The 23,586-nt window shown below is 71.0% G+C and carries 18 protein-coding genes; 5 read left to right on the top strand and 13 right to left on the bottom strand.

Annotated elements, in window-relative coordinates; genetic code table 11:
* Positions 1–2: 2 nt before the first annotated feature.
* Positions 3–806: an enoyl-CoA hydratase/isomerase family protein gene (locus ASF45_RS18910; RefSeq protein WP_056666105.1), complete on the bottom strand. Its 804-nt coding sequence runs from the start codon at positions 804–806 to the stop codon at positions 3–5.
* A 23-nt stretch (positions 807–829) separates the two neighbouring features.
* Positions 830–1,813, bottom strand: coding sequence for a tripartite tricarboxylate transporter substrate binding protein (locus ASF45_RS18905; RefSeq protein ID WP_056666103.1), 984 nt, complete (start codon positions 1,811–1,813; stop codon positions 830–832).
* A 156-nt stretch (positions 1,814–1,969) separates the two neighbouring features.
* Here ASF45_RS18905 and ASF45_RS18900 point away from each other — a divergent pair, with 156 nt between their 5' ends.
* On the top strand, positions 1,970–2,770 hold the full coding sequence (locus ASF45_RS18900; RefSeq protein WP_056666100.1) for an IclR family transcriptional regulator: 801 nt from the start codon (positions 1,970–1,972) through the stop codon (positions 2,768–2,770).
* Positions 2,771–3,362: 592 nt separating this feature from the next.
* On the opposite strand, the gene ASF45_RS18895 is transcribed toward ASF45_RS18900, so the two are convergent.
* The 4 genes from ASF45_RS18895 to ASF45_RS18880 form a co-directional block, all read right to left on the bottom strand.
* Positions 3,363–4,904, bottom strand: coding sequence for a phospholipase D family protein (locus tag ASF45_RS18895; RefSeq protein WP_056666096.1), 1,542 nt, complete (start codon positions 4,902–4,904; stop codon positions 3,363–3,365).
* A 64-nt stretch (positions 4,905–4,968) separates the two neighbouring features.
* On the bottom strand, positions 4,969–5,424 hold the full coding sequence (locus ASF45_RS18890; RefSeq protein WP_056666093.1) for a universal stress protein: 456 nt from the start codon (positions 5,422–5,424) through the stop codon (positions 4,969–4,971).
* 49 nt (positions 5,425–5,473) lie between these two features.
* Positions 5,474–6,658: an acetate/propionate family kinase gene (locus ASF45_RS18885; RefSeq protein ID WP_056666090.1), complete on the bottom strand. Its 1,185-nt coding sequence runs from the start codon at positions 6,656–6,658 to the stop codon at positions 5,474–5,476.
* Positions 6,655–8,061 (bottom strand): bifunctional enoyl-CoA hydratase/phosphate acetyltransferase, encoded by a 1,407-nt coding sequence (locus ASF45_RS18880; RefSeq protein WP_082551155.1) that lies wholly within the window; start codon positions 8,059–8,061, stop codon positions 6,655–6,657. Before ASF45_RS18880 ends, ASF45_RS18885 begins: the two co-directional genes overlap by 4 nt.
* Positions 8,062–8,150: 89 nt before the next feature.
* Here ASF45_RS18880 and ASF45_RS18875 point away from each other — a divergent pair, with 89 nt between their 5' ends.
* Positions 8,151–9,869: a Na+/H+ antiporter gene (locus ASF45_RS18875; protein ID WP_056666085.1), complete on the top strand. Its 1,719-nt coding sequence runs from the start codon at positions 8,151–8,153 to the stop codon at positions 9,867–9,869.
* A 20-nt stretch (positions 9,870–9,889) separates the two neighbouring features.
* On the opposite strand, the gene ASF45_RS18870 is transcribed toward ASF45_RS18875, so the two are convergent.
* From ASF45_RS18870 to ASF45_RS18845, 6 genes are all read right to left on the bottom strand, one after another.
* A complete protein-coding gene (locus tag ASF45_RS18870) occupies positions 9,890–11,017 on the bottom strand; it encodes an ABC transporter permease (protein ID WP_056666080.1) in 1,128 nt (375 codons plus the stop codon).
* A 2-nt stretch (positions 11,018–11,019) separates the two neighbouring features.
* Positions 11,020–13,770, bottom strand: coding sequence for a ribosome-associated ATPase/putative transporter RbbA (gene rbbA / locus ASF45_RS18865; RefSeq protein WP_056666077.1), 2,751 nt, complete (start codon positions 13,768–13,770; stop codon positions 11,020–11,022).
* 3 nt (positions 13,771–13,773) lie between these two features.
* Entirely contained in the window at positions 13,774–14,841 is a 1,068-nt protein-coding gene (locus ASF45_RS18860; protein ID WP_056666075.1) for an HlyD family secretion protein, read from the bottom strand.
* Between the two features lie 16 nt (positions 14,842–14,857).
* On the bottom strand, positions 14,858–16,279 hold the full coding sequence (locus ASF45_RS18855) for an efflux transporter outer membrane subunit (protein ID WP_056666069.1): 1,422 nt from the start codon (positions 16,277–16,279) through the stop codon (positions 14,858–14,860).
* Positions 16,279–17,049 carry an enoyl-ACP reductase FabI gene (gene fabI / locus ASF45_RS18850; protein WP_056666066.1) on the bottom strand — a complete coding sequence of 257 codons (771 nt, stop codon included), beginning with the start codon at positions 17,047–17,049 and terminating at the stop codon, positions 16,279–16,281. The genes ASF45_RS18855 and fabI overlap by 1 nt, the downstream gene beginning before the upstream one ends.
* A gap of 194 nt (positions 17,050–17,243) precedes the next feature.
* Positions 17,244–18,974, bottom strand: coding sequence for an alpha/beta hydrolase (locus tag ASF45_RS18845; RefSeq protein WP_056666063.1), 1,731 nt, complete (start codon positions 18,972–18,974; stop codon positions 17,244–17,246).
* Positions 18,975–19,157: 183 nt separating this feature from the next.
* Between ASF45_RS18845 and ASF45_RS18840 the strand changes: the two genes are divergently transcribed.
* From ASF45_RS18840 to ASF45_RS18830, 3 genes are read left to right on the top strand one after another with little or no spacing between them, the layout of a single operon-like run.
* A complete protein-coding gene (locus ASF45_RS18840; protein ID WP_056666060.1) occupies positions 19,158–19,805 on the top strand; it encodes a TetR/AcrR family transcriptional regulator in 648 nt (215 codons plus the stop codon).
* Complete coding sequence (locus tag ASF45_RS18835; protein WP_056666056.1) at positions 19,805–20,806, top strand: DUF4105 domain-containing protein; 1,002 nt, start codon at positions 19,805–19,807, stop codon at positions 20,804–20,806. The genes ASF45_RS18840 and ASF45_RS18835 overlap by 1 nt, the downstream gene beginning before the upstream one ends.
* Complete coding sequence (locus ASF45_RS18830; protein WP_056666053.1) at positions 20,803–22,653, top strand: triacylglycerol lipase; 1,851 nt, start codon at positions 20,803–20,805, stop codon at positions 22,651–22,653. Before ASF45_RS18835 ends, ASF45_RS18830 begins: the two co-directional genes overlap by 4 nt.
* Here ASF45_RS18830 and ASF45_RS18825 read toward each other — a convergent pair.
* Positions 22,637–23,512 carry an EamA family transporter gene (locus ASF45_RS18825; RefSeq protein WP_056666050.1) on the bottom strand — a complete coding sequence of 292 codons (876 nt, stop codon included), beginning with the start codon at positions 23,510–23,512 and terminating at the stop codon, positions 22,637–22,639. The genes ASF45_RS18830 and ASF45_RS18825 overlap by 17 nt on opposite strands.
* Between the last annotated feature and the right edge of the window lie 74 nt (positions 23,513–23,586).

Below are 23,586 nucleotides of genomic sequence, written 5' to 3'. Positions count from 1 at the left end.
CATCACTCCTTGGCGGCCGTGGCGGCTGCGGACTTGTCGAGGAAGGCCATCACCGAGGCGCGGTGCTCGGTGCTGGTGTAGCAAATGCCCTGGGCTTGGCTGCCCTGGGCGAAGACTTGGTGCGCCGACAGTTCGAAGCTCTGGTTCAGGATGGTCTTGGTAAGGGCCAGCGCCGTGGCCGAGCCCTTGCCCAGCTCGGCTGCCCAGGCCTGGGCGTCGGCGACCAGGGTCTCGCCCGATGTCTTGCGGTCCACGATGCCCAGCGCAACGGCCTCGTCCACCTTGACGGCGCGGCCCGTGAAGATCAGCTCCTTGGCCTTGGAGAGGCCGACGCGGCGCGGCAGGAAGTACATGCCGCCGCCATCGGGGATGATGCCGCGGTGGATGTACGACCAGGTGAAGCTGGCCCATTCGCTGGCGATGATGAAGTCGCAGGCCAGCGCGGTGTCGGCGCCCAGGCCGGAAGCGGCACCGTTCACGGCAGCGATCACGGGCTTTGGCATGGTGTGCAGCAGCGCCTGGGTGTGGTGTACGCGCTGTTGGCGGTGCCAGCCGTTGAAGCCGACTTCGCCGGTCGGGGCGTTCATGCGCTTTTCCATGCCGGCGATGTCGCCGCCAGCGCAGAAGCCTTTCCCCGCGCCGGTCAGCACCAGCGCCTTGATGGTTTTGTCGGCAGCGACCTGCTCCAGCGCTTCGATGAACTCGCTGCGCATGGCATCGCTCATGGCATTGCGCTTGTCCGGGCGGTTCAGGGTAATGGTCGCGATGGCGGACGCGACTTCCAGGTTAATCAGTGTGAAGCTCATGGTGTTCTCCTCGATGCGGTTGTTCAGTCGGCCTTGATGCCGTTTTCCTTGACGACGCGCGCCCAGCGTTTTTCCTCGCCGCGCACATAGGCGTCCAGTTCTGCCGGGTCGCCAGCAGCGATTGCCAGGCCTTCCTGCTCCACCTTGCGCGTGAAATCCGGGGCGCGCGCGGCCTTGGCGGCGGCCGCGTTCAGGCGTGCGATCACGTCCTTCGGCGTGCCGGCCGGGGCGTACAGGCCGTACCAGCTCTCCACGGCATAGCCAGGGATGGATTCGGCGATGGTCGGAATGCCCTTGAACGCAGCCGAGGGTTGGGCGCTGGTCACGGCGATGGCGCGCAACTGGCCACGCTCGACGAAGGGCGCCACAGCGGCAGCCGTGCCGAAGAACATGTCGACCTGCCCGCCCATCAGGTCGGTCATCGCCGGGCCGGCGCCGCGGTACGGGATATGCACGGTCTTGACCTTGGCCAGGTTGTCGAACATCTCGCCGCCCAGGTGTGCCGAGGTGCCCGCGCCCTGCGACGCATAGGTCAGCTTGCCCGGGCTGGCCTTGGCCGCGGCGAGCACGTCCTGCACCGTCTTGAACGGGCTCGCCGGGCGCACCACCAGCACGTTGGGGCCGCGGCCGACCAGGATTACCGGCGCAAAGGATTTGTCGTTGGCAAACGGCAGCTTGGGTTGCAGGCTGGGATTGACGGCATGCGCGAAGCTGGCCATCACCAGGGTGTAGCCATCGGGCTGCGCCTTTGCGACTGCATCGGTGCCGATGATGGTGCCGGCACCGGGCTTGTTGTCGATGATGACGGGCTGACCGAGGTCCTTGGACATCTCCTGGCCCAGCGTGCGGGCGATCAGGTCGGTTCCGCCACCAGGTGCGAACGGCACGACGATGCGCACGGGCTTCTGCGGAAAAGTGCTGGCAAAGGCAGTGCCTGCGGCCAGGACGGCGCTGATGAGCAGTGGCTGGGCGAACGTGCGGATGAGTTGGAAGCTTGGCTGACGCATGTGAATGTCTCCGTGATGGGGGGCGCGAGGCCCTGGCGGGTGGCGGCGTCGGTGTGCGATCACCGTGGCCGTAGCTTAGAAAAATCGACCCAAAAAGTAACCCTGCTAATTCCATTGAGTGGAACTAACATGCCGGCTGCCACAGGAGGATCACGCATGGACACCGCGCGAAACGGAATTGCCGAAGACAAGCCAGGCCAGTCACCTGCCAACCGTTCGCTTGAACGTGGCATCGAATTGCTGCGGGCTTTCAGGCAGGGCTCGGAGCTGCTGGGGAACGGCGAACTGGCCGAGCGCACAGGCCTGTCAAAGTCCACGGTGAGCCGCTTGACGCAAACGCTGGTGGGCACTGGCATGCTGCAACTCGACACTGTGCGCCGGGCCTACCGACTGGCCCCGGCTGTGCTGAGCTTGGGCCACGCGATGCGTTCAGGGTCGCGTGTGCTGGCAGTAGCTGCGCCTCATATGCGAGCCTTGGCAGAAGGCCAGCGCATCAATGTCGGGCTCGCCGCGCCAGACCGCGACGAAATGGTCTACCTGGAGTCGATCCGCTACGCCCGGCGTGTGGCACTGCGGCATGTGGTGTCCGGGCAGCGAGTGCCGATGGAACTGACCTCGCTGGGGCGCGCCTATCTCGCAGTCGCGCCGGAACCTAAACGCAAGGCGCTGATGGCGGTGTTTCGCAGCCGCCGCCCGGACGGGTGGGGCGATCTTGCGCGATCCATTGAGGGGGCACGGATGGATGTGGCCGAGAAGGGCTACTGTTCAGCATCTTGGCAACCTGAAGTGGTCGCGCTGGCAGCACCATTGGCAGTGGACGGTGCCACGTACGTGTTCAACCTCAGTTTGTCGACCGCAGAGTCAGCGGGACGGGTAGCGAAACAGTTTTCTCCAGCGCTGCTCGATTTGGTCGAAGCGGTGCGCAGTGACATCGCACGGGGCACCTTGGACCCTTGACTGCTATCAGCAAACCAGTTCTTGAACAACTCGCGGTTCAGCGAAGCACCGAGCCCGTCTTTACGGGGCAGCAAGCATGTCGAGCCGCGTGAAGATGGGGGAGTCGGTCCGAGTGTCCAGACTGAACGCTGATGAACAAACTGGCAACGTCTGCAGTCGGCCCCGGTGCTGACCTTCGAAGCCGTATGCTCATGGGCTGCAATGGGCGCACAGCGCCAACTCGCCGATTGCGCAAGCAGCCGTTCGCGCAGCTTGGGAACGTTCTCTCGCTGATCGACCGGTCCGGGATGTACAGCGGACCGACGCGCTTGTCGAACTGAATGGCTGGTTTCGCGAGCGGCGGTCACTCAGGTCAGAAAGCTCAACGTCAGCAGCCAGTCTGCAGCTGTCGGTCGCATCGTTGCGGCGAGCGACGCTTCCTGGCCGTGCCGCTCGGGGCGTCCGCGGACCGGATGAAGCGTCACGAAGCCGGCGACTGGCGCAGCGTTCCACTTGGCCGGCTGTCCGCCCTCGTGCGATCCGAGCCGTGGAGTCCACGAACGATGCAACTTGCCGGATGCTGCAAGCGGTCCATCGCCCCCATCCAACTGCGCTACAACAGCCAGTCGATCGGCAGCCAGGACAGCACGCGCACGCCCAGCCGCAGCCACAGGCTGGTGCCGGGCTCCTCGTCCAGCACCAGGGGTGGATCGCTGCGGCCGTCCAACCACTGCAGCCGGTCCTGCGGGCCCAGCCGCAGCTGGTAGCCGCGCTGGCGCGCCTTCTCGCGCAGTTGCCGGTCCAGCTGCGCGGCCAGCGCCGGGCTGTCGATGACGAAGCCGAGCTCGGTGTTGAGCCGGGCCGAGCGCGGGTCGAAATTGAACGAGCCCACGAACAGCTGGCGGTGGTCGACCACGAAGGTCTTGGCGTGCAGGCTCTCGGCCGAGCTGCTGCCCAGTCGCAGCTTGGCGTCCGGGGCCTGGATGTCGGCCTCGCGCCGCATCTCGTAGAGCTGCACGCCGGCGCGCAGCAGCGGTCTGCGCCAGGGCAGGTAGCCGGCGTGGACCACGGCCACGTCCGTGGCCTCCAGCGTGTTGGTCAGGATGGCCACCTCCACGCCGCGGGCCGCCAGCTGCTCGAACAAGGCGGTGCCGCGTGCCGTGGGCACGAAGTAGGGCGAGACCAGCTTCAGGGTCTGCGCCGGGGCGCCGACGAGGCGGGCCATGCGGGCGAACATGAGGTCCGCGTCGGCCGCCTGCCCCAGGCCCTTGGCCGGGTCGTCGCTGACGAGTTCGACCGGTGCCCAGTGCAGCGGCAGCCGCGCCGCGATGAGGTCGGCCACGAAGGGCGAGCGCGCCACGGCGTCCAGGTACTGCCGGGTCCGTTCGGGTGGCGGTGCCAGGTCCTGCGGCGGAGCCGCGTCGCCGGCACCAAACAGCAGCGCCACCGGGTAGGTCGAAGCGCTGGCCCAGTAGCGGTCGAAATCTTCCGACACGGCCTGCAGCACCGGCCCGATGGCCAGCACGTCCAGGTCCACGAACAAGGTGTCCACCTCGGCGCCGAAGTACTCGTCGCCGACATTGCGCCCGCCCACCACGGTCGCCTGGTTGTCGGCCGTGAACGACTTGTTGTGCATGCGCCGGTTGGCGCGCATGAAGTCGGTCACGAAGCCCAGCGGCTTGAAGCGCCGCTGCACGAAGGGGTTGAACAGCCGCACCTCGATCTGCGGGTGTGCATCCAGCGCGGCGAGCAGGGCGTCCAGGCCCGCGCTGCCCAGGTCGTCGAGCAGCAGGCGCACGCGCACGCCGCGCTCGGCCGCGCGGCGCAGGGCCTGCAGCAGCAGCCGGCCCGACATGTCGTCGCGCCAGATGTAGTACTGCACGTCCAGCGTGCGCTCGGCGGCCTCGGCCAGCAGCATGCGCGTGGCGAAGGCGTCGCGGCCCTGGTCGAGCAGGAACACGCCCGACAAGCCCGGCCCGCGCGCGGCCACCGCGGCCTGCACGGCGCGGCCCAGCCGCGTGCCGGCCGTGTCGGGGTCGAGCCGGCTCTCGGTGCGGCCGTCCAGCAGCGGCAGCTGGGCGCAGCCGACCAGCGCCAGCAGGCTGGCGGCGCAGACCATGCGGAACATCTGCAGGAATCTGCGGGCAAAGGACATGGAAGTGGCAACCGGCGCAGGCCGCCACTGTAGCGGCTCGGGAAAGCGGTTCAGCCGGCGGGCATCACGCGGCGCGGCGTTCGCGCACCAGCAGCACGGGCACGGGCGCGATGCGCGCGAGCTGCTCGGCATCGCTGCCGATCAGCAGCCGGTCCACGCCGCGGCGCCCGTGCGTGCCGAGCACGATCAGATCGGCACCCAGCCGCGTGGCCTGCGCGGCGATGAGCTCGGACACGCGCTCGCCGCGGCTTTCCAGCAGCGTGGTGTGCACGGCCACGCCCTGGGCCTGCAGCAACGCGGCGGCCTGCTCCAGGATCTGCTGGCCGGCCCGCAGGAAGCGCGGCCGGATGTCGCCGATGTGCACGGCCGGCGGCTCGAAGCCCGTGATGTGCTCCATCGCGTCGACGATGTGCAGCAGCTGCACAGTGGCGCCGCTAAGCCGCGCGAGCACCAGGGCTTCGTCCAGGGCCAGCTGCGCCGTGGCGCTGCCGTCCAGCGGCACGAGAAGGTTCTTGTACATGGGAGAGGTCGCTCTCAGAACTGGAAATGGGACGAGGGGGCGCCGCGGTTCAGCCGCCCAGCACGTGCTGGGCGTGGCGTGCCGCGATCCACTCTTCGTTGGTGGGCTCCACGGCCACGCGCACGCGGCTGGCGGGGTCCGAGATCAGTGGCGCGTGGGCGGCGTTGGCCGGCAGATCCAGCACCACGCCCAGCCAGGCCAGGCCCGCGCAGATGCGTTCGCGCAGCACCTGGCTGTGCTCGCCGATGCCGGCCGTGAAGACCAGCATGTCCAGCCCGCCCAGCACGGCCGTCAGCGCGCCGATCTCGCGCACCACGCGGCGCACGTAGAGCTGCAGGGCCAGTGCGGCGCGCGGCGTGTCGGCCTCGCGTGCGAGCAGCACGCGCGGGTCGGACGAGATGCCCGAGATGCCCAGCAGGCCCGACTCGTGGTACAGCACGCGGCCGACCTGCTCGAGCGTGAGCTTCTCGATCTCCATGAGGTAGAGCACGGCGCCGGGGTCCAGCGCGCCCGTGCGCGTGCCCATCATGAGCCCGTCCAGCGCCGAGAAGCCCATGGTCGTGGCCTGGCTGCGCAGCTCCTGCATCGCGCACAGGCTGGCGCCGGAACCCAGGTGCGCGACGATGGTGCGCCCACGCGCGGCCTCGCCATGGCGCTCGGCCAGCGCCACGGCCATGTAGGCGTAGGACAGGCCGTGGAAGCCGTAGCGGCGCAGCCCGCGTTCGTAGGCCGCGTAGGGCAGGGGCAGCAACTGCTCGAGCAGCGGCACGGTGTGGTGGAAGGCCGTGTCGAAGCAGGCCACCTGTGGCAGCCGCGGCTGCTCGCGCAGCAGGATCTTCATGGCCTCCAGCGCAAAAGGCTGGTGCAGCGGGGCCAGCGGCACCAGGGCCTTGAGGTCGGCCAGCACCTGCGCGTCCACGCGCACGGGCGCGAAGTACTTGGCGCCGCCGTGCACCACGCGGTGGGCCACGGCCGCGATGGGCCGCCCGTCCAGCCAGCGCAGCACCTCGTCGCGGATGAGCTGCAGTGCCACCGCATACGGGTTCGTGCTGCCCAGCGCGGCGGGCCGCACGGGCACCGTGCTCGCACCGAAGTCGGGCTGCGGGCCGCCGATGCCCTGCACCTTGCCGTTCCAGGCCGGGGTGCGGCCCGGGTCGGCCGCGTCGAACACGCCGAACTTGATGCTGGACGAGCCGCAGTTCAGCACGACGATGAAGGAGGTGGGTGCGTTCATGGTGGGCTCTTCCGATAGTGCTCCGCCAGCAGCACGGCGATGGCGCAGGAGGCGATGCGGGTCTCGCGGCTGTCGGCGCGGCTGGTCAGCACGATGGGCACCTTGGCGCCCAGCACCACGCCGGCCGTGGCCGCGTCGCCCATGTACTCGAGCTGCTTGGCCAGCATGTTGCCGCTCTCGAGGTCGGGCACCACGAGCACGTCGGCCTGGCCGGCCACGGGCGAATCGATGCCCTTGGTGCGCGCCGCGGCGGCCGAGACCGCGTTGTCGAAGGCCAGCGGCCCGTCCAGCACGGCGCCCGCGATCTGGCCGCGCTCGGCCATCTTGCACAGCGCGGCCGCGTCCAGCGTGGCAGGCATGGCCGGGTTCACGGTCTCCACGGCCGCCAGGATGGCCACGCGCGGCTCGGCCACGCCGATCGCATGGGCCAGCGTGATGGCGTTGCGCACGATGTCGGCCTTGTGCTCCAGCGTGGGCGCGATGTTGATGGCCGCATCGGTGATGATGAAGGGCCGCGGGTAGGCCGGCGTCTGCATCACGAAGCAGTGCGAGAGCCGGCACTTGGTGCGCAGGCCCGCGCCGGCGGCCAGCACGGCGCTGACCAGCTCGTCGGTGTGCAGGCTGCCCTTCATGAGGGCCTGCACCTGGCCCTGGCCCGCCAGCTCGGCCGCGCGCGCGGCCGCCGCGTGGCTGTGCGGCACGTCCTCGATGGCGATGCCCGTGAGGTCCAGGCCCGCAGCAGCAGCCACCGCCTCGAGCTTGGCGCGCGGCGCCAAGAGCAGGGGCTCGATGAGGCCGGCGGCGCGCGCGTCCAGCGCGCCGCCCAGGCTCAGCGCGTCGCAGGGATGGACCACGGCCACGCGGATCGGCCCCAGCGGCCGCACATGCTGCAGCAGCCGCGGCAGGCCGTCGGCCGTGTGCAGCCGCACCTCGGGCAGCGTGGCGGCGGGCCGCTCGATCTTCTCGGCCGGCGCCAGCACCTGGGCCTCGCCGTCGATGACGGTCTCGCCATGCTGGTTGGTGCAGCAGCAGGCCAGCGTGACGCGCTGCTGGTGCGGCTCCAGCGCGCTCACGGTGACCGCGATCTCCAGCGTGTCGCCCACGCGCACGGGCCGCTTGAAGTGCAGCGTCTGGCCCAGGTAGACCGTGCCGGGGCCGGGCAGGCGCGTGCCCAGCACGGCCGAGATCAGAGCGCCACCCCACATGCCGTGCGCGACCACGCCCGCAAAGCGCGTGGAGGCCGCGTACTCGGCGTCCAGGTGGGCCGGGTTCACGTCGCCCGAGAGCACGGCGAACAGCGCGATGTCCTGCTGCGTGAGCGTGCGCACGATGCGCGCGCTGTCGCCCAGCGCGAGTTCGTCGAAGGTGCGGTTGCGCAGCATCTGCGGCGCGCCCGTGCTCATCGTCGCCTCCATCGGAGGCCGTCCTGGAACTTCTGCATACTTCTCCTTTCGCGGCGGCCGCTGCCGCCTCTTGTCTTGTCCTGCCGTCCATGCATACCGTCGAAACCGTGCTGCTCGTGCTCCTGCTCGGAGCCCTGACCGGCATTGCCGCGCGCTACATGCGCGCCATTCCCTTGCCCCTGATCCAGGTCGCGCTCGGGGCGGTGCTGTCCTGGCCCCAGCAGGGCCTGCACATCGCCTTCGATCCGGAGCTGTTCCTGCTGTTGTTCATCCCGCCGCTGCTGTTCGCCGACGGTTGGCGCATCCCCAAGCGCGAGTTCTTCGCCTTGTACCGTCCCATTCTGCGGCTCGCGCTGGGCCTCGTGCTGTTCACGGTGCTCGGCCTGGGGTATCTGATCCACTGGATGATCCCATCCATGCCGCTCACGGTGGCCTTCGCGCTGGCCGCCGTGGTTTCGCCGACCGACGCGGTCGCCGTCTCGGCCATCACACGCAACCTGGGCATGCCGGCCAAGACCATGCATGTGCTGGAGGGCGAATCGCTGCTCAACGACGCCTCGGGCCTGGTGGCGCTCAAGTTCGCGGTGGCGGCCACGCTCACGGGCGTCTTCTCCTGGGCCGACGCGGGCAAGGAGTTCCTGTGGGTCGCGCTGGGCGGCCTGGCGGTGGGCGCCGGCCTGGGCTGGGCCTTCGCCGTGGGCCGCGAGACCGTCACGCGGCGCGTGGGCGACGTGGCCGCCACGCAGATGGTGCTGCTGCTCGTGCTGCTGCCGTTCGCGGCCTACCTCGTGGGCGAGCATGTCGGCGTCTCGGGCATCCTGGCCGCCGTGGCGGCCGGTGTCACGACCAACTTCGCCGACCTGCGGCGCAGCGAGTTCGTGGCCGAGCGCATGCAGACCGAGGGCATCTGGACCATGGTGGAGTCGGCCTTCAACGGCGCCATCTTCCTGCTGCTGGGCCTGCAGCTGCCCTCCATCGTGGGCACCACGCTGGCGGCGGCCGGCGACGACTGGTGGCAGCCCGCCGGCCAGGCGCTGCTGATCACGCTGGCGCTGCTGGGCCTGCGCTGGATCTGGCTCATGCTGGGCGTGCGCGGCAGCCTGTGGCGCGCGCACGAGCGCGGCTCCATGGCCGAGCCACCTTCGCCGCTGCTGACCCTGGCGACCACGCTGGCCGGCATCCGCGGCGCCGTGACGCTGGCCGGCGCCCTGTCGGTGCCGCTGCTGCTGCCCGGCGGCGCGGCCTTCCCGGCACGCGACCACCTGGTCTTCCTGGCCACGGGCACCATCCTCCTCACACTGGCCATCGGCAGCGTGGGCCTGCCCCTGGTGCTGCGCCGCCTGCCGCTGGCCGGCGAGCCGGCCGCGCTGCAGGAGGAGCGCAACGCGCGGCTGGCCGCCTGCAAGGCGGCCATCGCCCACATGGCGCACAAGAAGCCCAGCACGGACGACCCGGACCGCCTGGCCCAGATCCAGGAAGCCGTGGGCCGGCTCACGCAGGACTACCGCAAGCGCATCGACCTGCTCGAAGACCCCGCGACGCCCACCACGCCCGAAGCCCAGGCCGAATCGCCCGAGGCCGTGCGCCAGCGCCGCCAGCGCTACCTGCTCGAGATGGAGCTGCGGTTGCAGGCCCTGCATGTCGAGCGCAACGCCTTGTACGCCGAGCGCCAGGCGCACCGCATCAACGACGAGTCGCTGCGCGCGCTGGTGGGCGAACTGGACCTGGCCGAGGTCTCGCTGCGCAAGCGCCTGGCCGTGGCGCGCCAGGCCGCCGGCCTGGCTGGTGGCGCGCCGGGGTCGCACTGAGCGGGGCGGCCAGGCTCGGCTCATGCCATCTGCGCAATGGTCTTGCGGAAGCGGTGCAGCGACAGGCCGAACAGCGCGCTGCCGATCACCAGCAGGCAGGCGAAGGGCTTCCACACCACGTCCAGGCCGGCGCCCCGGTAGAGGATGGCCTGTGCCAGTTCGACGAAGTGCGTCGTCGGCGCGAGCAGCATCACGTCCTGCACCAGCGCCGGCATGCTCTCGCGCGGGGTCATGCTGCCCGACAGCATCTGCAGCGGCAGCATGATCAACACCATCAGCAGGCCGAACTGCGGCATGCTGCGCGCCAGCGTCGCCAGCCAGATGCCCATCGCCGTGGTGGCGAACAGGCACAGCGCGGCGCCGGTCAGGAACAGCGGGATCGACCCCTCCACCGGCACCTGCAGCAGCGTGCGCACGACAAGCTGCAGCGCCATCCACGCGGCCAGCAGCACCACCAGCCCCATGGCCCAGACCTTGGCCAGCATGATCTCGGTGGGCGTGACCGGCATCACCAGCAGGTGCTCGATGGTGCCGTGCTCGCGCTCGCGGATCAGCGCCGCGCCGGTCAGGATGATGGACAGCAGCGTGACGTTGTTGATGATCTGCATCAGCGAGCCGAACCACATCTGCTGCAGGCCGGGGTTGAAGCGCGCGCGCAGCGCCAGGTCCACCGGCAGGGCGGTGCTGGTGCGGTGGCGCTGCACGAATTCGGTGACCTGGCCCAGCGCGATCTGCTGCACGTAGCCGCTGCCGGAGAAGGCCTGGCTCATGCGCGTGGCGTCCACGTTGAGCTGCAGCTCGGCGCTGCGCCCGGCCAGCACGTCGCGCTGGAATCCGGGCGGGATGGTCAGCGCGAAGGTGATGCTGCCGGCGTCCATCGCCGCGTCCATTTCCGCCGGCGACTGCAGGTGCTGCGCCACGAACTGCGGCGCGTAGAACGCGGCGGCGATCCGTGCCGACAGCGGCGATGCGTCCTCGTCGAGGATAGCGATCGGTGCCTGGTGCAGCGTCTCGGGCATCGCCGTGCCCGCGGTGTAGACCGACACCGTGAAGGTGTAGGCGATCAACACCAGCATGACCGGGTCGCGCCACAGGCTCCACAGCTCCTTGATGCCCAGGCGCCAGATGTTGGACAGGTGCCGGCGCATCCTCAGCTCTCCTGCTTCTTCAGCAGCGCGATGGCCACGCCCAGGATCACCGGGACCGAGGCCAGCAACGGCCAGAAGGCACCCTGCAGGTCCGCCAGACCCAGCGCCTTGCCGAACACGCCGCGGCTGATGATGAACATATGGGTGGCCGGAAAAATCTCGCCGACCAGACGCCCCCCGCCTTCCAGCGAGGACACCGGGTTCGTCATGCCCGAGAACTGCGTGGCGGGGATCAGGGTCCCGATCATCGCGAAGAACATCGCGGCGATCTGGCTGCGGGTCAGGGCCGACGCCAGCAGTCCCATGCCGGTGGCCGCGAAGCTGAACACCAGCGCCGCCAGCGCCAGTGTCCGGAAGCTGCCCGTCATCGGCACGCCGAACACGGTGACGGCGAGCAGGCACATCAGCAGGAAGTTCAGCATCGCCAGCGCCACGTAGGGCAACTGCTTGCCGAGCAGGAACTCGGCGCGCGTCACCGGCGTCACGTACAGGTTGATGATGGAGCCCATCTCCTTCTCGCGCACCACGGCCAGCGCGGTCAGCATGGCCGGCAGCATCATCAGCAGCAGCGGGATCACGGCGGGCACCATCGCCGGCAGGCTGCGCACGTCGGGGTTGTAGCGAAAGCGGGTCTGCATCTGCACGGCGCTGCTGGAGGACAGGCCGCGCGCGCGCGCCTGCTCGGCCAGCCACTGCTGGTGCATGCCCTGCACGTAGCCCTTGACGGTCTCGGCGCGCTGCGGCATGGCGCCATCGATCCAGGCACCCACGGCGACCTCGTGCCCGCGCAGCGCGCTGCGGCCGAAGCCGGGCGGGAGCTCGATGGCGAGGGCCAGCTCGCCGCTGCGCATGCGGCGGTCCAGCGCGGCGTAGTCGGTGATCGGCGGCCGTTCGGTGAAGTAGCGCGAGCCGGACAGATTCAGCGCGTAGTTCTGGCTCAGGGTGCTCTGGTCCCGGTCCAGCACTGCGTAGTTCAGGTTCTCCACGTCCAGACTGATGCCGTAGCCCATCACGAACATCAGGATCAGTGAGCCGGCCAGCGCCAGCGTGGCGCGCACCGGGTCGCGCTGCAGTTCGAGCGCCTCGCGCCACAGGTAGCTGTACAGGCGCTGCAGCGAGGCCGCCAGGCGTGCCGGCGCCCCCCCGTGTCCGGCCGGTGCCGCCATCGTCGCCACGGGCTGCGCGGCGGGGGGGGCATCGGCCTGTGACCCGCCGCCGCTGGCCTCCAGCAGGTAGCCGATGAAGGCCTGCTCCAGCGTCGCGGCGCCGCGCTTGTGCACCAGCCGGGCCGGCGTGTCGCTGTCGAGCACGCGGCCGGCGTGCATCATCGACATGCGGTCGCAGCGCGCGGCCTCGTTCATGAAGTGGGTGGAGATGAAGATGGTCACGCGGTCGCGCCGGGACAGCGCCACCAGCAGGCGCCAGAAGGCGTCGCGAGCGACCGGATCGACGCCCGAGGTCGGCTCGTCCAGGATCAGCAGCTCGGGCCGGTGCACCATCGCCACCGCCAGCGACAGGCGCTGGCGCAGGCCCAGCGGCAGGCTCTCGGGCAGGCTGTCCAGCACCTCGGCCAGGCCGAAGCGCGCCACCATCTCGTCCACGCGCGCGGCGCGCTCGGCCTGCGGCACGTGGAACAGCTGCGCGTGCAGCACCAGGTTCTGCCGCACCGTCAACTCGCCATACAGCGAGAAGGCCTGCGACATGTAGCCCACGCGCCGGCGCGTGGCGATGTCCCTGGGGTCCACCGGCTGGCCGAACAGCGCGGCCTGGCCCTCACTGGCCGGCAGCAGGCCGGTCAGCATCTTCATCGTGGTGGATTTGCCGCAACCGTTGCTGCCGAGGAAACCGAAGATCTCGCCGCGCCGGATCCGGAAGTCCACGTGGTCCACGGCCGTGAAATCACCAAAGCGCATGGTCAGCCCGCGCGCCTCGATGGCAATGTCCTCGTGGCCTTCGTCGGGCAGCGGCGGGATCTCCACCGGCGCGTGGCCGCGCTTGCGCTCCTCGGGCAGCAGCGCGATGAAGGCCTCCTCGAGCGAGTGCACCTGGGTCTGCGCCAGCAGTTCGGCCGGCGAGCCGGTGGCCAGCACGCGCCCGGCGTCCATCACGACCAGCCAGTCGAAGCCCTGGGCCTCGTCCATGTAGGCGGTGGCGACCAGCACGCTCATGCGCGGCCGTTCGTTGCGGATGCCGTCGATCAGCGCCCAGAACTGCGCGCGCGCCAGCGGATCGACGCCGGTGGTGGGTTCGTCCAGGATCAACAGATCCGGGTCGTGGATCAGAGCACAGCACAGGCCGAGCTTTTGCTTCATGCCGCCGGACAGCTTGCCGGCCGGCCGGTCAAGGAAGGGGCGCAGGCCGGTGCTGGCGGTCAGCGTGTCGATGCGCTGGCGCCGCGCGGCCGCGCCGTGGCCGAACAAGCGTGCGAAGAACTGCAGGTTTTCCTCGACCGACAGCGTGGGGTAGAGGTTGCGGCCCAGTCCCTGCGGCATGTAGGCGATGCGCGGGCACACGGCCGTGCGGTGGCGCCGCTCGGCCATGTTGCCGCCCAGCGCCTCGACCCGGCCTTCCTGTACCGCGCGCGCGCCCGCCACCAGCGACAGCAGGCTGCTCTTGCCAACGCCGTCGGGGCCGATCAGCCCGACCATGCGCCCGGCCGGGATGTCCAGGTCCACGCCGTCCACGGCCAGCGTGGCGCCATGGCGCAGCCGCACGCCCGCCAGGCGCACGACCTGCGGGGCTTCAGCGGACATCGCTCACTCCGGCACCCGGGTGGTCAGTTCATCCGGCCACGGCGCCTGCGTGTCGAGCTTGACCCAGGCCACGCCGGGCAGGCCGGTCTTGACCTGCTGCAGGTGTTTTCGCAGCAGCGCCGGATCGATCTGCGCCTTCACGCGGAACATCAGCTTCTGCCGCTCGCTGGCGGTCTCCACCGTCTTCGGCGTGAACTGCGCGGTGCTGGCGACGAAACTGATCTTGGCCGGGATCACGTACTGCGGCGCAGCGTCGAGGACGATGCGCGCCTCGCTGCCGAGCGCGACGCGGCCGGCCACCGTCTCGGGCAGGAAGAAGCTCATAGAGACGTCGGACAGGTCGACGAGGTTGAGCAGCTTGCCGCCGCCGGCCAGCACCTCGCCGGGCTGCGCCAGGCGGAACTGCACGCGGCCGTCGCGCGGCGCCTTGAGCGTGCTGTCGTCCATGTCGGCGTCGATGCGGGCCACGGTGGCCGCGGCCGCCTGCACCGCCGCGTCCGCGCCCACGCGCTGGGCGCGGGCGGCGGCGATCGCTGCCTGCGCCGCGGCCACCTGCGCACGCACTGCGGCGACCACGGCCTCGGCGCTGTGCACGCGGGCGCGGTCGTCGTCCAGTTCCTGCTGCGAGGAGGCGCCGTCGCGCGCCAGCGTCTCCGAGCGTGCCAGCCGGCGGCGCGCGGCATCCAGTTCGCTTTCGCGCTGGACCACCTGGGCCTGCACGGCCAGGCGGTCGCTTTCCCGTGCGGCGATCTGGGCCTGCGCCTGGGCCACCCCGGTGACGGCCTGCTGCTGGCGCGCCAGCGCCTCGTTGCGCTGCGCGACGAGGCTGTCGATCTGCATCGTCGCCAGCGACTGGCCGGCGCTGACGAACGCCCCTTCGTCGACCAGCATCTCCTGCACACGGCCGGCGAGCTTGGTGGCGACGTCGACCTCGGTGGCCTCGATGCGGCCGTTGCCACTGGCGAAGCCTTCACCGTGGCCCTGTGGCTGCCGGGACTGCCAGGCCCACCAGCCGGCCCCGGCGAGCGCGGCGATGGCGAGGACGGGGAGCAAGCGGTTCTTCGTGGCCATGGTGCTGTGTCTGGGGTCAGGGTGCCGGTGTGGCGGTGGCGAACATGGCCGCGCCGCCGCCCAGCGCGGCGTACAGCGTGGTGCGGGCTGCCAGCAGCGTGCGCCGCGTCTGCACCAGTTGCTGCTCGGCGGCGAGCAGGTCGCGCTGCGCGTCGAGCACTTCGAGGAAGTTGGTGGCGCCGGCGTCGTAGCGCAGGCGGGCCAGCCGGGCGCGCTCGGCCTGCGCCTGCAACGCCTCGCGCTGGATGCCGGTCTGCTCGGCCAGCCAGCGCTGGGCCGACAGCGCGTCCGCCACCTCGCGGAAGGCGGCCTGGATGGTCTTCTCGTAGTCGGCCACGGCCAGGTCGCGCCGCACCTCGGCCAGCGCCAGGCCGGCCTCGCGCCGGCCCCGGTCGAACAGCGGCAGCGTCAGGCTCGGTGCGAAGGTCCAGGCGCGGCTGCCGCCATCGAAGAGGCCGGCCAGTTCGGCGCTGGCCGTGCCGAAGCTGGCGGTCAGCGCGATGCGCGGGAAGAAGGCAGCGCGTGCAGCGCCGATGTTGGCGTTGGCCGCGCGCAGCCGGTGCTCGGCGGCCGCGATGTCGGGCCGGCGCGCCAGCAGCTCAGACGGCAGCCCGGCGGCCAGCGGCAGGACCACGGCGGCGTCGTCCAGCGGCCGCGCCGCAGCCACCAGCTCGGTCGGTGTGCCGACCAGCTGGACCAGTGCGTGCGCCCTTGCCGCGCGCTGCTGCTGCAGCTGCGCGGCCAGCGCCTGCGCCTGGCTGGCCAGCGTGCGCACCTGGGCCAGTTCCAGCCGGGAGGCGGCGCCGACCTCGAAGCGCCGCTTGAAGATGTGCAGCGATTCGTTGCGGCTGTCCACCGCCGCCCGGGCCAGCGCCAGCCGTTCGTCCAGCTCGCGCAGCTCCAGCCAGCCCTGGGCCACCTGCGCGACCAGCGACAGCGTCAGCGCACGGCGGGCGGCGTCGGTGGCCAGGTAGCTCTGCAACGCGCTGTCCTGCAGGCTGCGCACGCGGCCCCAGAAGTCCAGCTCCCACGCGGCCAGACCCAGGCCGACCTGGTATTGGCCGGCCGTCAGCGGCTGGCGGGTGATGTTGAGGTCGCCCGGCGTCAGCGCGCGTGCGGCCTCGGCCGACAGCGCCAGCGTCGGCCGCGCATCGGCGCGCTGGATGCCGTAGGCGGCCTGCGCCTCGGCCACGCGCAGTGTGGCGCTACGCAGGTCGCGGCTGTTGGCCAGCGCCTGGTCGATCAAGGCCAGCAGCGCCGGATCGCCGAAGGCGTCGCGCCAGCCGAGCCCGGACGGCTCCAGCGCGCTGGCGGCGGCCGTCGGCACATCGGGGTACCGGGCGGCAACGGGCGGCGCCGGCAACTGCAAGGTCGGTGCCATCGAGGCACAGCCGGCGCCCAGCGCCGCGGCCAGCAGGGCAGGGGCGAGACTGCGCATCAGCCAACCACGTGGTAGCCGGCGTCCACGTACAGCGTGCTGCCGGTGATGTTGCGCCCGCCATCGCCGGCGAGGAAGGCGCACAGCGCGCCCACGTCGTCGATGTCCACCAGCCGGCGCAGCGGCGCGCGCGCGACGGCATCCTGCAGCAACTGGTCGAAGCCTGCGATGCCCGAGGCCGCGCGTGTGGCCAGCGGACCGGGCGAGACGGCGTTCACGCGGATGCCGCGCGGGCCGAGTTCCGCGGCGAGGTAGCGGGTGCTCGATTCCAACGCGGCCTTGACCGGGCCCATGACGCCGTAGTTCGGGACCACCTCCTCGGCGCCGACGTAGCTCATGGTCATCAGCGCGCCGCCGTCCGGCATCAACGGCTCGGCCAGACGTGCCATGCGGGAGAACGAATGGCAGGAGATGTCCATGGCGCGCGCGAAGCCCTCGCGCGAGGTGTCCGTCACGCGGCCATGCAGATCGCTCTTGGGCGCGAAGGCGATCGAATGCAGCGCGAAGTCGAGCCGTCCCCATTGCCGTGCGATGGCCTCGAACACGGCCTCCATCTGGCCGGGCTGCTCCACGTCCAGCGGCATGCGGAGCGCCGCCTGCACCTGGTCGGCCAGCGGCTCGACCCAGGGGCGGGCCTTGTCGTTGAACCAGGTCACGGCCAGTTCGGCGCCGGCGGCGTGGAACGCGCGCGCGCAACCCCAGGCGATGCTCCTGTCATTGGCGATGCCGATGACCAGGCCCTTCTTGCCTTGCAGGTCGAACATGGCCATCTCAGTTTTCCACGGCGCGGCGCGTCAGCCGCAGGGCACGAGACCGGCTCGCAAGCAGCGGGTCGAGTGGCCGCGGAGCAGACCATGCCAGCAGACGCCGCGCAACGGGCTCTGCCCGGGCGCTGGCGGCGCCCCCTGGAGGGGGGATGGGATTTCTACACGCAGTGAGAAATCCAAACGGGGGTGGCCTCATTTCATTTCTCCAGGACGTAGGTGCCGGGGGCATCGGCCAGCGGCGGGTAACCGGTGGCGCCGAGCCGCGGCGGTTGGACCGGTGCGCCCGAGTGCGCGGCCAGCCACTGCTGCCAGGCCGGCCACCACGAGCCCTGCACCGTGGGGGCGACGGCCTGCCAGTCGGCCGGGGCAAGGTACGTGCCGCCGGCCGGCCGCTTCAGGATCTGGTAGCTGCGGTGCGAATCCGGCCCGGGCGGGTTGACGATGCCGGCGTTGTGGCCGCCGCTGGTCAGTGCGAAGGTGATCTCCGCCGGACTCAGGAAGTGCAGCTTGTGCACCGAGCGCCAGGGCGCGACATGGTCGGTGGTGGTGCCGACCATGAAGATCGGCAAGGCCAGGTCGCCCAGCGACACCGGCCGGCCGGCCACGGGATAGCGGCCTTCGCTGAGGTCGTCGTCCAGGAACAGGCGGCGCAGGTACTGCGCGTGCATGCGGGCGGGCATGCGCGTGGCGTCGGCGTTCCACGCCATCAGGTCGCTCGTGGCGGAGCGGTTGCCGAGCAGGTAGTTGCTGACCAGGCGCGACCACAGCAGGTCGTACGAGCGCAGCATCTGGAAGGCCCCGGCCATCTGGCTGGCCCGCAGGTAGCCGGTCTCGGCCATCTGCGCTTCCAACAGGCTGACCTGGCTCTCGTCGATGAACAGGCCCAGCTCGCCGGGCTCGCTGAAATCGGTCTGTGCGGCGAACAGCGAGACCGAGGCCAGCCGCGCATCGCCGTCGCGCGCCATCGCCGCGGCCGCGATGGCCAGCAGCGTGCCGCCCAGGCAGTAGCCGGTGGCGTGCACGCGCCGACGCGGCACGATGGTGCCCACGGCATCGAGCGCGGCATGGAAGCCCTCGGCCAGGTAGTCGTCCATGCCCAGGTCGCGCTCGGCCGCACCGGGGTTTTTCCAGGAGATGCAGAACACGGTGTGGCCCTGGTCGACCAGATGCTTGATGAGCGAGTTGTGCGGCGACAGATCCAGGATGTAGTACTTCATGATCCAGGCCGGCACGATCAGCACCGGCTCGGGATGCACGCAGGCGGTGGCGGGGCGGTACTGGATCAGCTCCATCACGCGGTTGCGCAGCACCACTTGGCCAGGCGTGGTGGCCAGGTCCTGGCCGACCGTGAAGCCCCCGGGCGCGGGGGGCCGGCCGCTGGCCAGGGCGAGCAGGTCGGCTGCCAGGTATTCGGCGCCGCGCACCAGGTTGGCACCGGCCTCGGCGGCGGTGCGCTGCAGCACCAGCGGATTGGTCGCCAGTTGGTTGCCGGGGGAGAAGGCGTCCAGCCACTGCCGCGCCCAGAAGGCCACCATCTTCTCGTGGTGCGGCTCCACGCCGGCGATGCCGTGGGTGGCGGCGTCCCACCACTGCTGCGTCAGCAGGAAGGACTGCTGCAGCAGGTTGAACGGCCAGGTCTTCCAGGCGGCCGCCGCGAAACGGCGGTCCTGTGCCGGCGGCAGCACCAGCTCGCGGGCATCGCCGGGGCCGGCCAGCAGGCAGTCGCGCAGGTAGTGCGCGAGTGCGGCGGCCTGGGTACCGGCCAGCTGCGCCAGGGCGATCTGCCGTCCGGGCGAGACGGCCAGGTGCGCGCTCCAGTCCTGCCAGGCCAGCAGTGCAGCGGCAGGCGACAGCGAGCCGGTCGCACGTGCCAGCGCCGCACGCACGAGTTGGTCGAGATGCTCGGTCGGCGATGGCGTGTGTGGCATGGCGGGATGGATGGATTGCAGGGCTGTCCGGAATCTACCGAGGGATGGCGGCCAGCCGTTTGATCCAGGTCAAGAGCGGCTGTTAGCGACCGACCAGTCGGTTTTTGTGCACGGCGATAATGCGCACCACCACGACCGCAGAATGACGGTGGCCGGCCCTGCGCCACCCATTCCGTACCCGCGATGACGCCCGAATTGCTCGCCGACCAGCCGACCCCGGAACGCCCGGCACGCCAGCGCCTTCCGGCGATCGTGCGCGTGACCCAGATCCTGGATGCGGCGCTGCGCGTGTTCTCCGACAAGGGCTTCGCGGCGGCGCGGATCGACGATGTCGCAGCCGCCGCCGGGCTGTCCAAGGGCGGCGTCTACACGCATTTCACGAGCAAGGAGGAGATCTTCGGCGCGCTGCTCACGCGGCTGATGCTGCCGCTGCACGCCAACCGGCCACCGCTGCATCCGGACACCGCCGTGACGGTGGACGTGCTGGTGCGCCAGGTCGTCGCGCCCATGTACGACTCCTTCGGCGACCCGGCCACCGCACTGACGCTGCGGCTGATGCTGGCCGACGGGGCGCGTGCGCAGCAGCTCGTGGGCCAGTGGCGCGAAATGGTCGTGGAACCCTATCTGGCCGACATCCAGCAACTGCTCCAGCGCGGTGCAGCGCAGGGCCACCTGCGCCGTGGTGTGCTGCTGCGCGAGCCGCGGCTGGTGCTGTCGCCGGGCGTGCACACCATGCTGGAGCTGCTGGTGCAGGGCACGCTGGATGCCACGGCCATGGAGCGCCAGCGCAAGGCCCACATCGCGATGCTGCGCGAACTGCTGGAGCCCTGATGGGCCGCGCGGCCTGGTCGCTGGTGCTGCTGCTGTCCAGCCTGTGGGCGGTACCGGCGCTGTACTTCCGCCTGCCGCTGCCGGCGGCCGGAGCCGGTGTGGTCGCGGCCGGCTGGGCGCTGCTGGCGCTGGCGGCCATGGTCCTGCTGTGGCGCGAGGGCCCGGCGCGGCCGGTGCTGGTCTACGGCGTGGCCTTCGTGCTGCTGCTGGGCTGGTGGGTGCGCATCGCGCCGTCGGATTCGCGCGTCTGGGCCGACGACGTGGCCCGGCATCTGCAGGCCCGGACCGACGGCAGCGTGGTGACGCTGTCCAACGTGCGCAACTTCGACTGGCGCAGCGACACCGACTACACCCAGCGCTGGGAGACCCGGCGCCTTGACCTGGACCGGCTGCGCACGGTGGACATGGCGCTGTCGTACTGGATGGGGCCGGCCATCGCGCACACGCTGGTCTCGTTCGGCTTCGACGATGGCCAGGGGGGTGTGCAGCAGCTCGCCTTCTCGATCGAGATCCGCAAGGAGCGCGGCGAATCCTTCTCGGCCATCGCCGGCTTCTTCAAGCAGTACGAGCTGAGCCTGGTGGCGGCCGACGAGCGTGACATCCTGCGCGTGCGCACCAACGTGCGTGGCGAGGACGCCTACCTGTACCGCGTGCAGCTGGCACCGGCCGCGCAGCGCGCGCTGTTCCTGGCCTACCTGGCCGAGGCCGAGGCGCTGGCGCGCCAGCCGCGCTTCTACGACACGCTGACGGCCAACTGCACCACCATCGTCTACGAGATGGCGCGCCGCATCGTCGGTGGCCTGCCGCTGGACTGGCGGCTGCTGGCCTCGGGCTACCTGCCCGAGTACCTGCACGGCGTGGGCGGCCTGGCACCGGGCCACTCGGTGGAGCAGCTGCGCAGCGCCGGCCGCATCACCGAACGCGCCCAGGCGGCCGATGCCGACCCGCAGTTCTCGCAAGCGATCCGGCGCGGCGTGCCGGGCATGGAGGCCACACCATGATCCGGCGGCTGGCCGCCTTGCTGGCCCTGGTGCTGCTGACCGGCTGCGCCGGCGTGACCGTCACCTCGATCTCGCCAGCCAAGTACCTGGCCGAGCGCCGCGGCGACGTGCTGACCACGGGCCGGCTCAGCGAGAGCGCGCAGGATGTGCTGCGCGTGGTCGGCATCACCGATTGCCGCGAGCGGCCCGTGGCCTGCCGCGGGGCGCTGGGCATCTCGGGCGGCATCAGCGAGGAGCAGCGCCTGTCGGCCCTGGCCGAACTGTGGCTGGAGAACGCCCTGGCGGCCGACAAGGCCCTGGCCGCCGACGAGGTCGTGCTCGACGCCTGGCTGGAGACCGCCCGCCACGCCTACGCCTACCTGTTCTTCACGGCGCGCAAGCCGGGCGAGCGGGCCTTCGAGGACCGCCAGACCCAGGTGCGCGACTATTACAACTACGCCGTGCAGCAGACCGTGACGCGGCTGTTCAAGGTCTACAGCGCCACGCCGGCCGCGCAGCGCGGCGAGACGCTGGCCGTGGGCGGCTGGCGCGTAGCCAGCCATGCCGACGACCTGGCGCTGCCGCCGGATTCGCCCATGCCCGACGAACTGCTGCCGGCGTCCTCGCTGCGTTTCACGGGCCTGCGCAACAGCTACCGGCGCGACGGTTTCGGCGCCGAACTCGTGGCCGTGCTGCCGCCGCCCGCCGATGCCGACCCGGCCCGGCCCTTCGACACCACGCGCTTTCCGGCGATCACGGCCCTGTTGCGCTTCGAGGGCAGCACGCTGGCGGGCGTGCTGACCGGGCGCGCCGTGCAGCTGATGCTGTACGACCCCTACCGCAGCGCGCAGGCGCCGCTGGCCGGCGAGCGCGTGCCGCTGGCCGCCAACTTCACGGCCGGCTACGGCCTGTGGCTGGCGCGCGCGGGCTTCGCCACGCAGTCGCTGCGCACGCTGTTCGGCCTGTCCGACGGCATCGTGCGCCCGCGCATCGAGCTCATGCAGCCCTACGACCCCAAGCGCCGCACCATCGTCATGCTGCACGGCCTGGCCAGCAGCCCGGAGGCCTGGATCAACGTGGCCAACGAGGTGCTGGGCGACGAACTGCTGCGCCAGAACTACCAGATCTGGCAGGTCTACTACCCGAGCAATGCGCCGCTGGCGCTGAACCAGAAGGCCATCCGCGAGGCGCTGCTGCAGACGCTGGCGCACTTCGACCCGGGCGGCCAGGCGGTGGCCTCGCAGAACATGGTGCTGGTGGGCCACAGCATGGGCGGCGTGCTGGCGCGGCTGCTGGTGTCGTCGGCGGGCGAGCGGCTGTGGTCCCTGTTGCCGGCGGACCCGGCGGCGCCGGAGACACACGAGCGGCTGGCGCCGTTCCTCTCCTTCGCGCCCTTGCCGCAGGTCAGCGAGGCCATCTTCATCGCCGCGCCGCACCGTGGCACGCCGTTCGCGGGCAGCCGGCTGGCGCGCCGCATCGCCAACTTCGTGACCTTGCCGCTGGCCATGCTGGAGCAGATCGGCGACGTGACGGGCCTGTTCGGCCGCCCAGGCCCCGACGGCAAGGAGCCGGGGCCGCAGCGCATCCCCAACAGCATCGACAACCTGCGCGACACCGATCCCTTCGTGCAGGCCGCCGCCGAACTGCCGATCGGCCCGCACGTGCGCTACCACTCCATCATCGGCCAGGCCGACATGGCGCTGCCGTGGCTTGACGCGAGCGACGGCATCGTGCCCTATGCCAGCGCGCACCTGGCGGGCGCGGCCTCCGAGCGCGTGCTGCCGTCCGAGCACAGCGTACAGGAGCACCCGCTGGCGATCCTGGAGATCCGGCGCATCCTGCGCGAGTCGCTCAGCGGACCCCGCTGAGCAGCACCACGCCCACCACCACCAGCACGCAGCCCGCGGCGCGGCCCGGGCCGACGCGCTCGCGCAGTACCAGCAGGCCGAACAGCGCGCCCACCATCATCGACATTTCGCGCGTGGGCGCGACCACGCTGAGCGGCGCCCCCATCCCGAGCGCGGCCAGCACCAGGATGTAGGAGAGCGGCGAGAGCAGGCCTACGGCCACGGCCAGCCCCCAGTGCCCGCGCATGGCGGCCAGCGCGGCGGCGCGGTTGCGCAGCATCCAGGGCGCCAGCATGCACAGCCGAACCAGGTTGGAGCACCAGTCCAGCACCACCGGCCCCACGCCCAGCACCTTGACGCCGTAGGCATCGACCACGGTGTAGCCCGCGATCAGCGCGCCCGTGGCGCCGCCCCAGCGCACGCCGGCCAGCGCGCTGGGCTGGCGGAACATGGCCAGCCGGCCATCGGTGCAGATCAGGCCGATGCCCAGCACGATGGCCACCAGACCCAGCAGCCCGTGCGCCGAGGGTGCCTCGCCCAGCAGCACGAAGGCACCGATGGAGGACAGCAGCGGCCCGGTGCCGCGCGCCACCGGATAGACCACCGACAGATCCGCCACGCGGTAGCCCTGTTGCAAACACATGCTGTAGACCAGGTGCAGCAGGCCGCTGGCGACGATGCAGGCCAGCACGGGGCCGTTGACCGGCATGCCGCCGTGCGTCAGCTCCCACACCACCCAGGGCGCATAGGCCGTGCAGGCCACCAGCGTGCTGGCGGCCACGAAGGCCGTGCCGGCATGGGCGGCGCGCTTGGCCAGCAGGTTCCAGGTGGCGTGGATCAGCGCCGCAAGCACCACCATGGACAGGCTGAGCCAGCTCATGGCCGGGCCTTCGGAAGCGGCCGGCGGTTGATGCACATCAAGCAGCGGGCGATCAAGGGCCGAATACCCGGTGG

It is taken from the genome of Pseudorhodoferax sp. Leaf265, assembly GCF_001422365.1.
GTDB lineage: Bacteria > Pseudomonadota > Gammaproteobacteria > Burkholderiales > Burkholderiaceae_C > Pseudorhodoferax.
The sequence above is the reverse complement of the archived record's forward strand: the minus strand, read 5'-3'. Positions and strand labels throughout refer to the sequence as shown.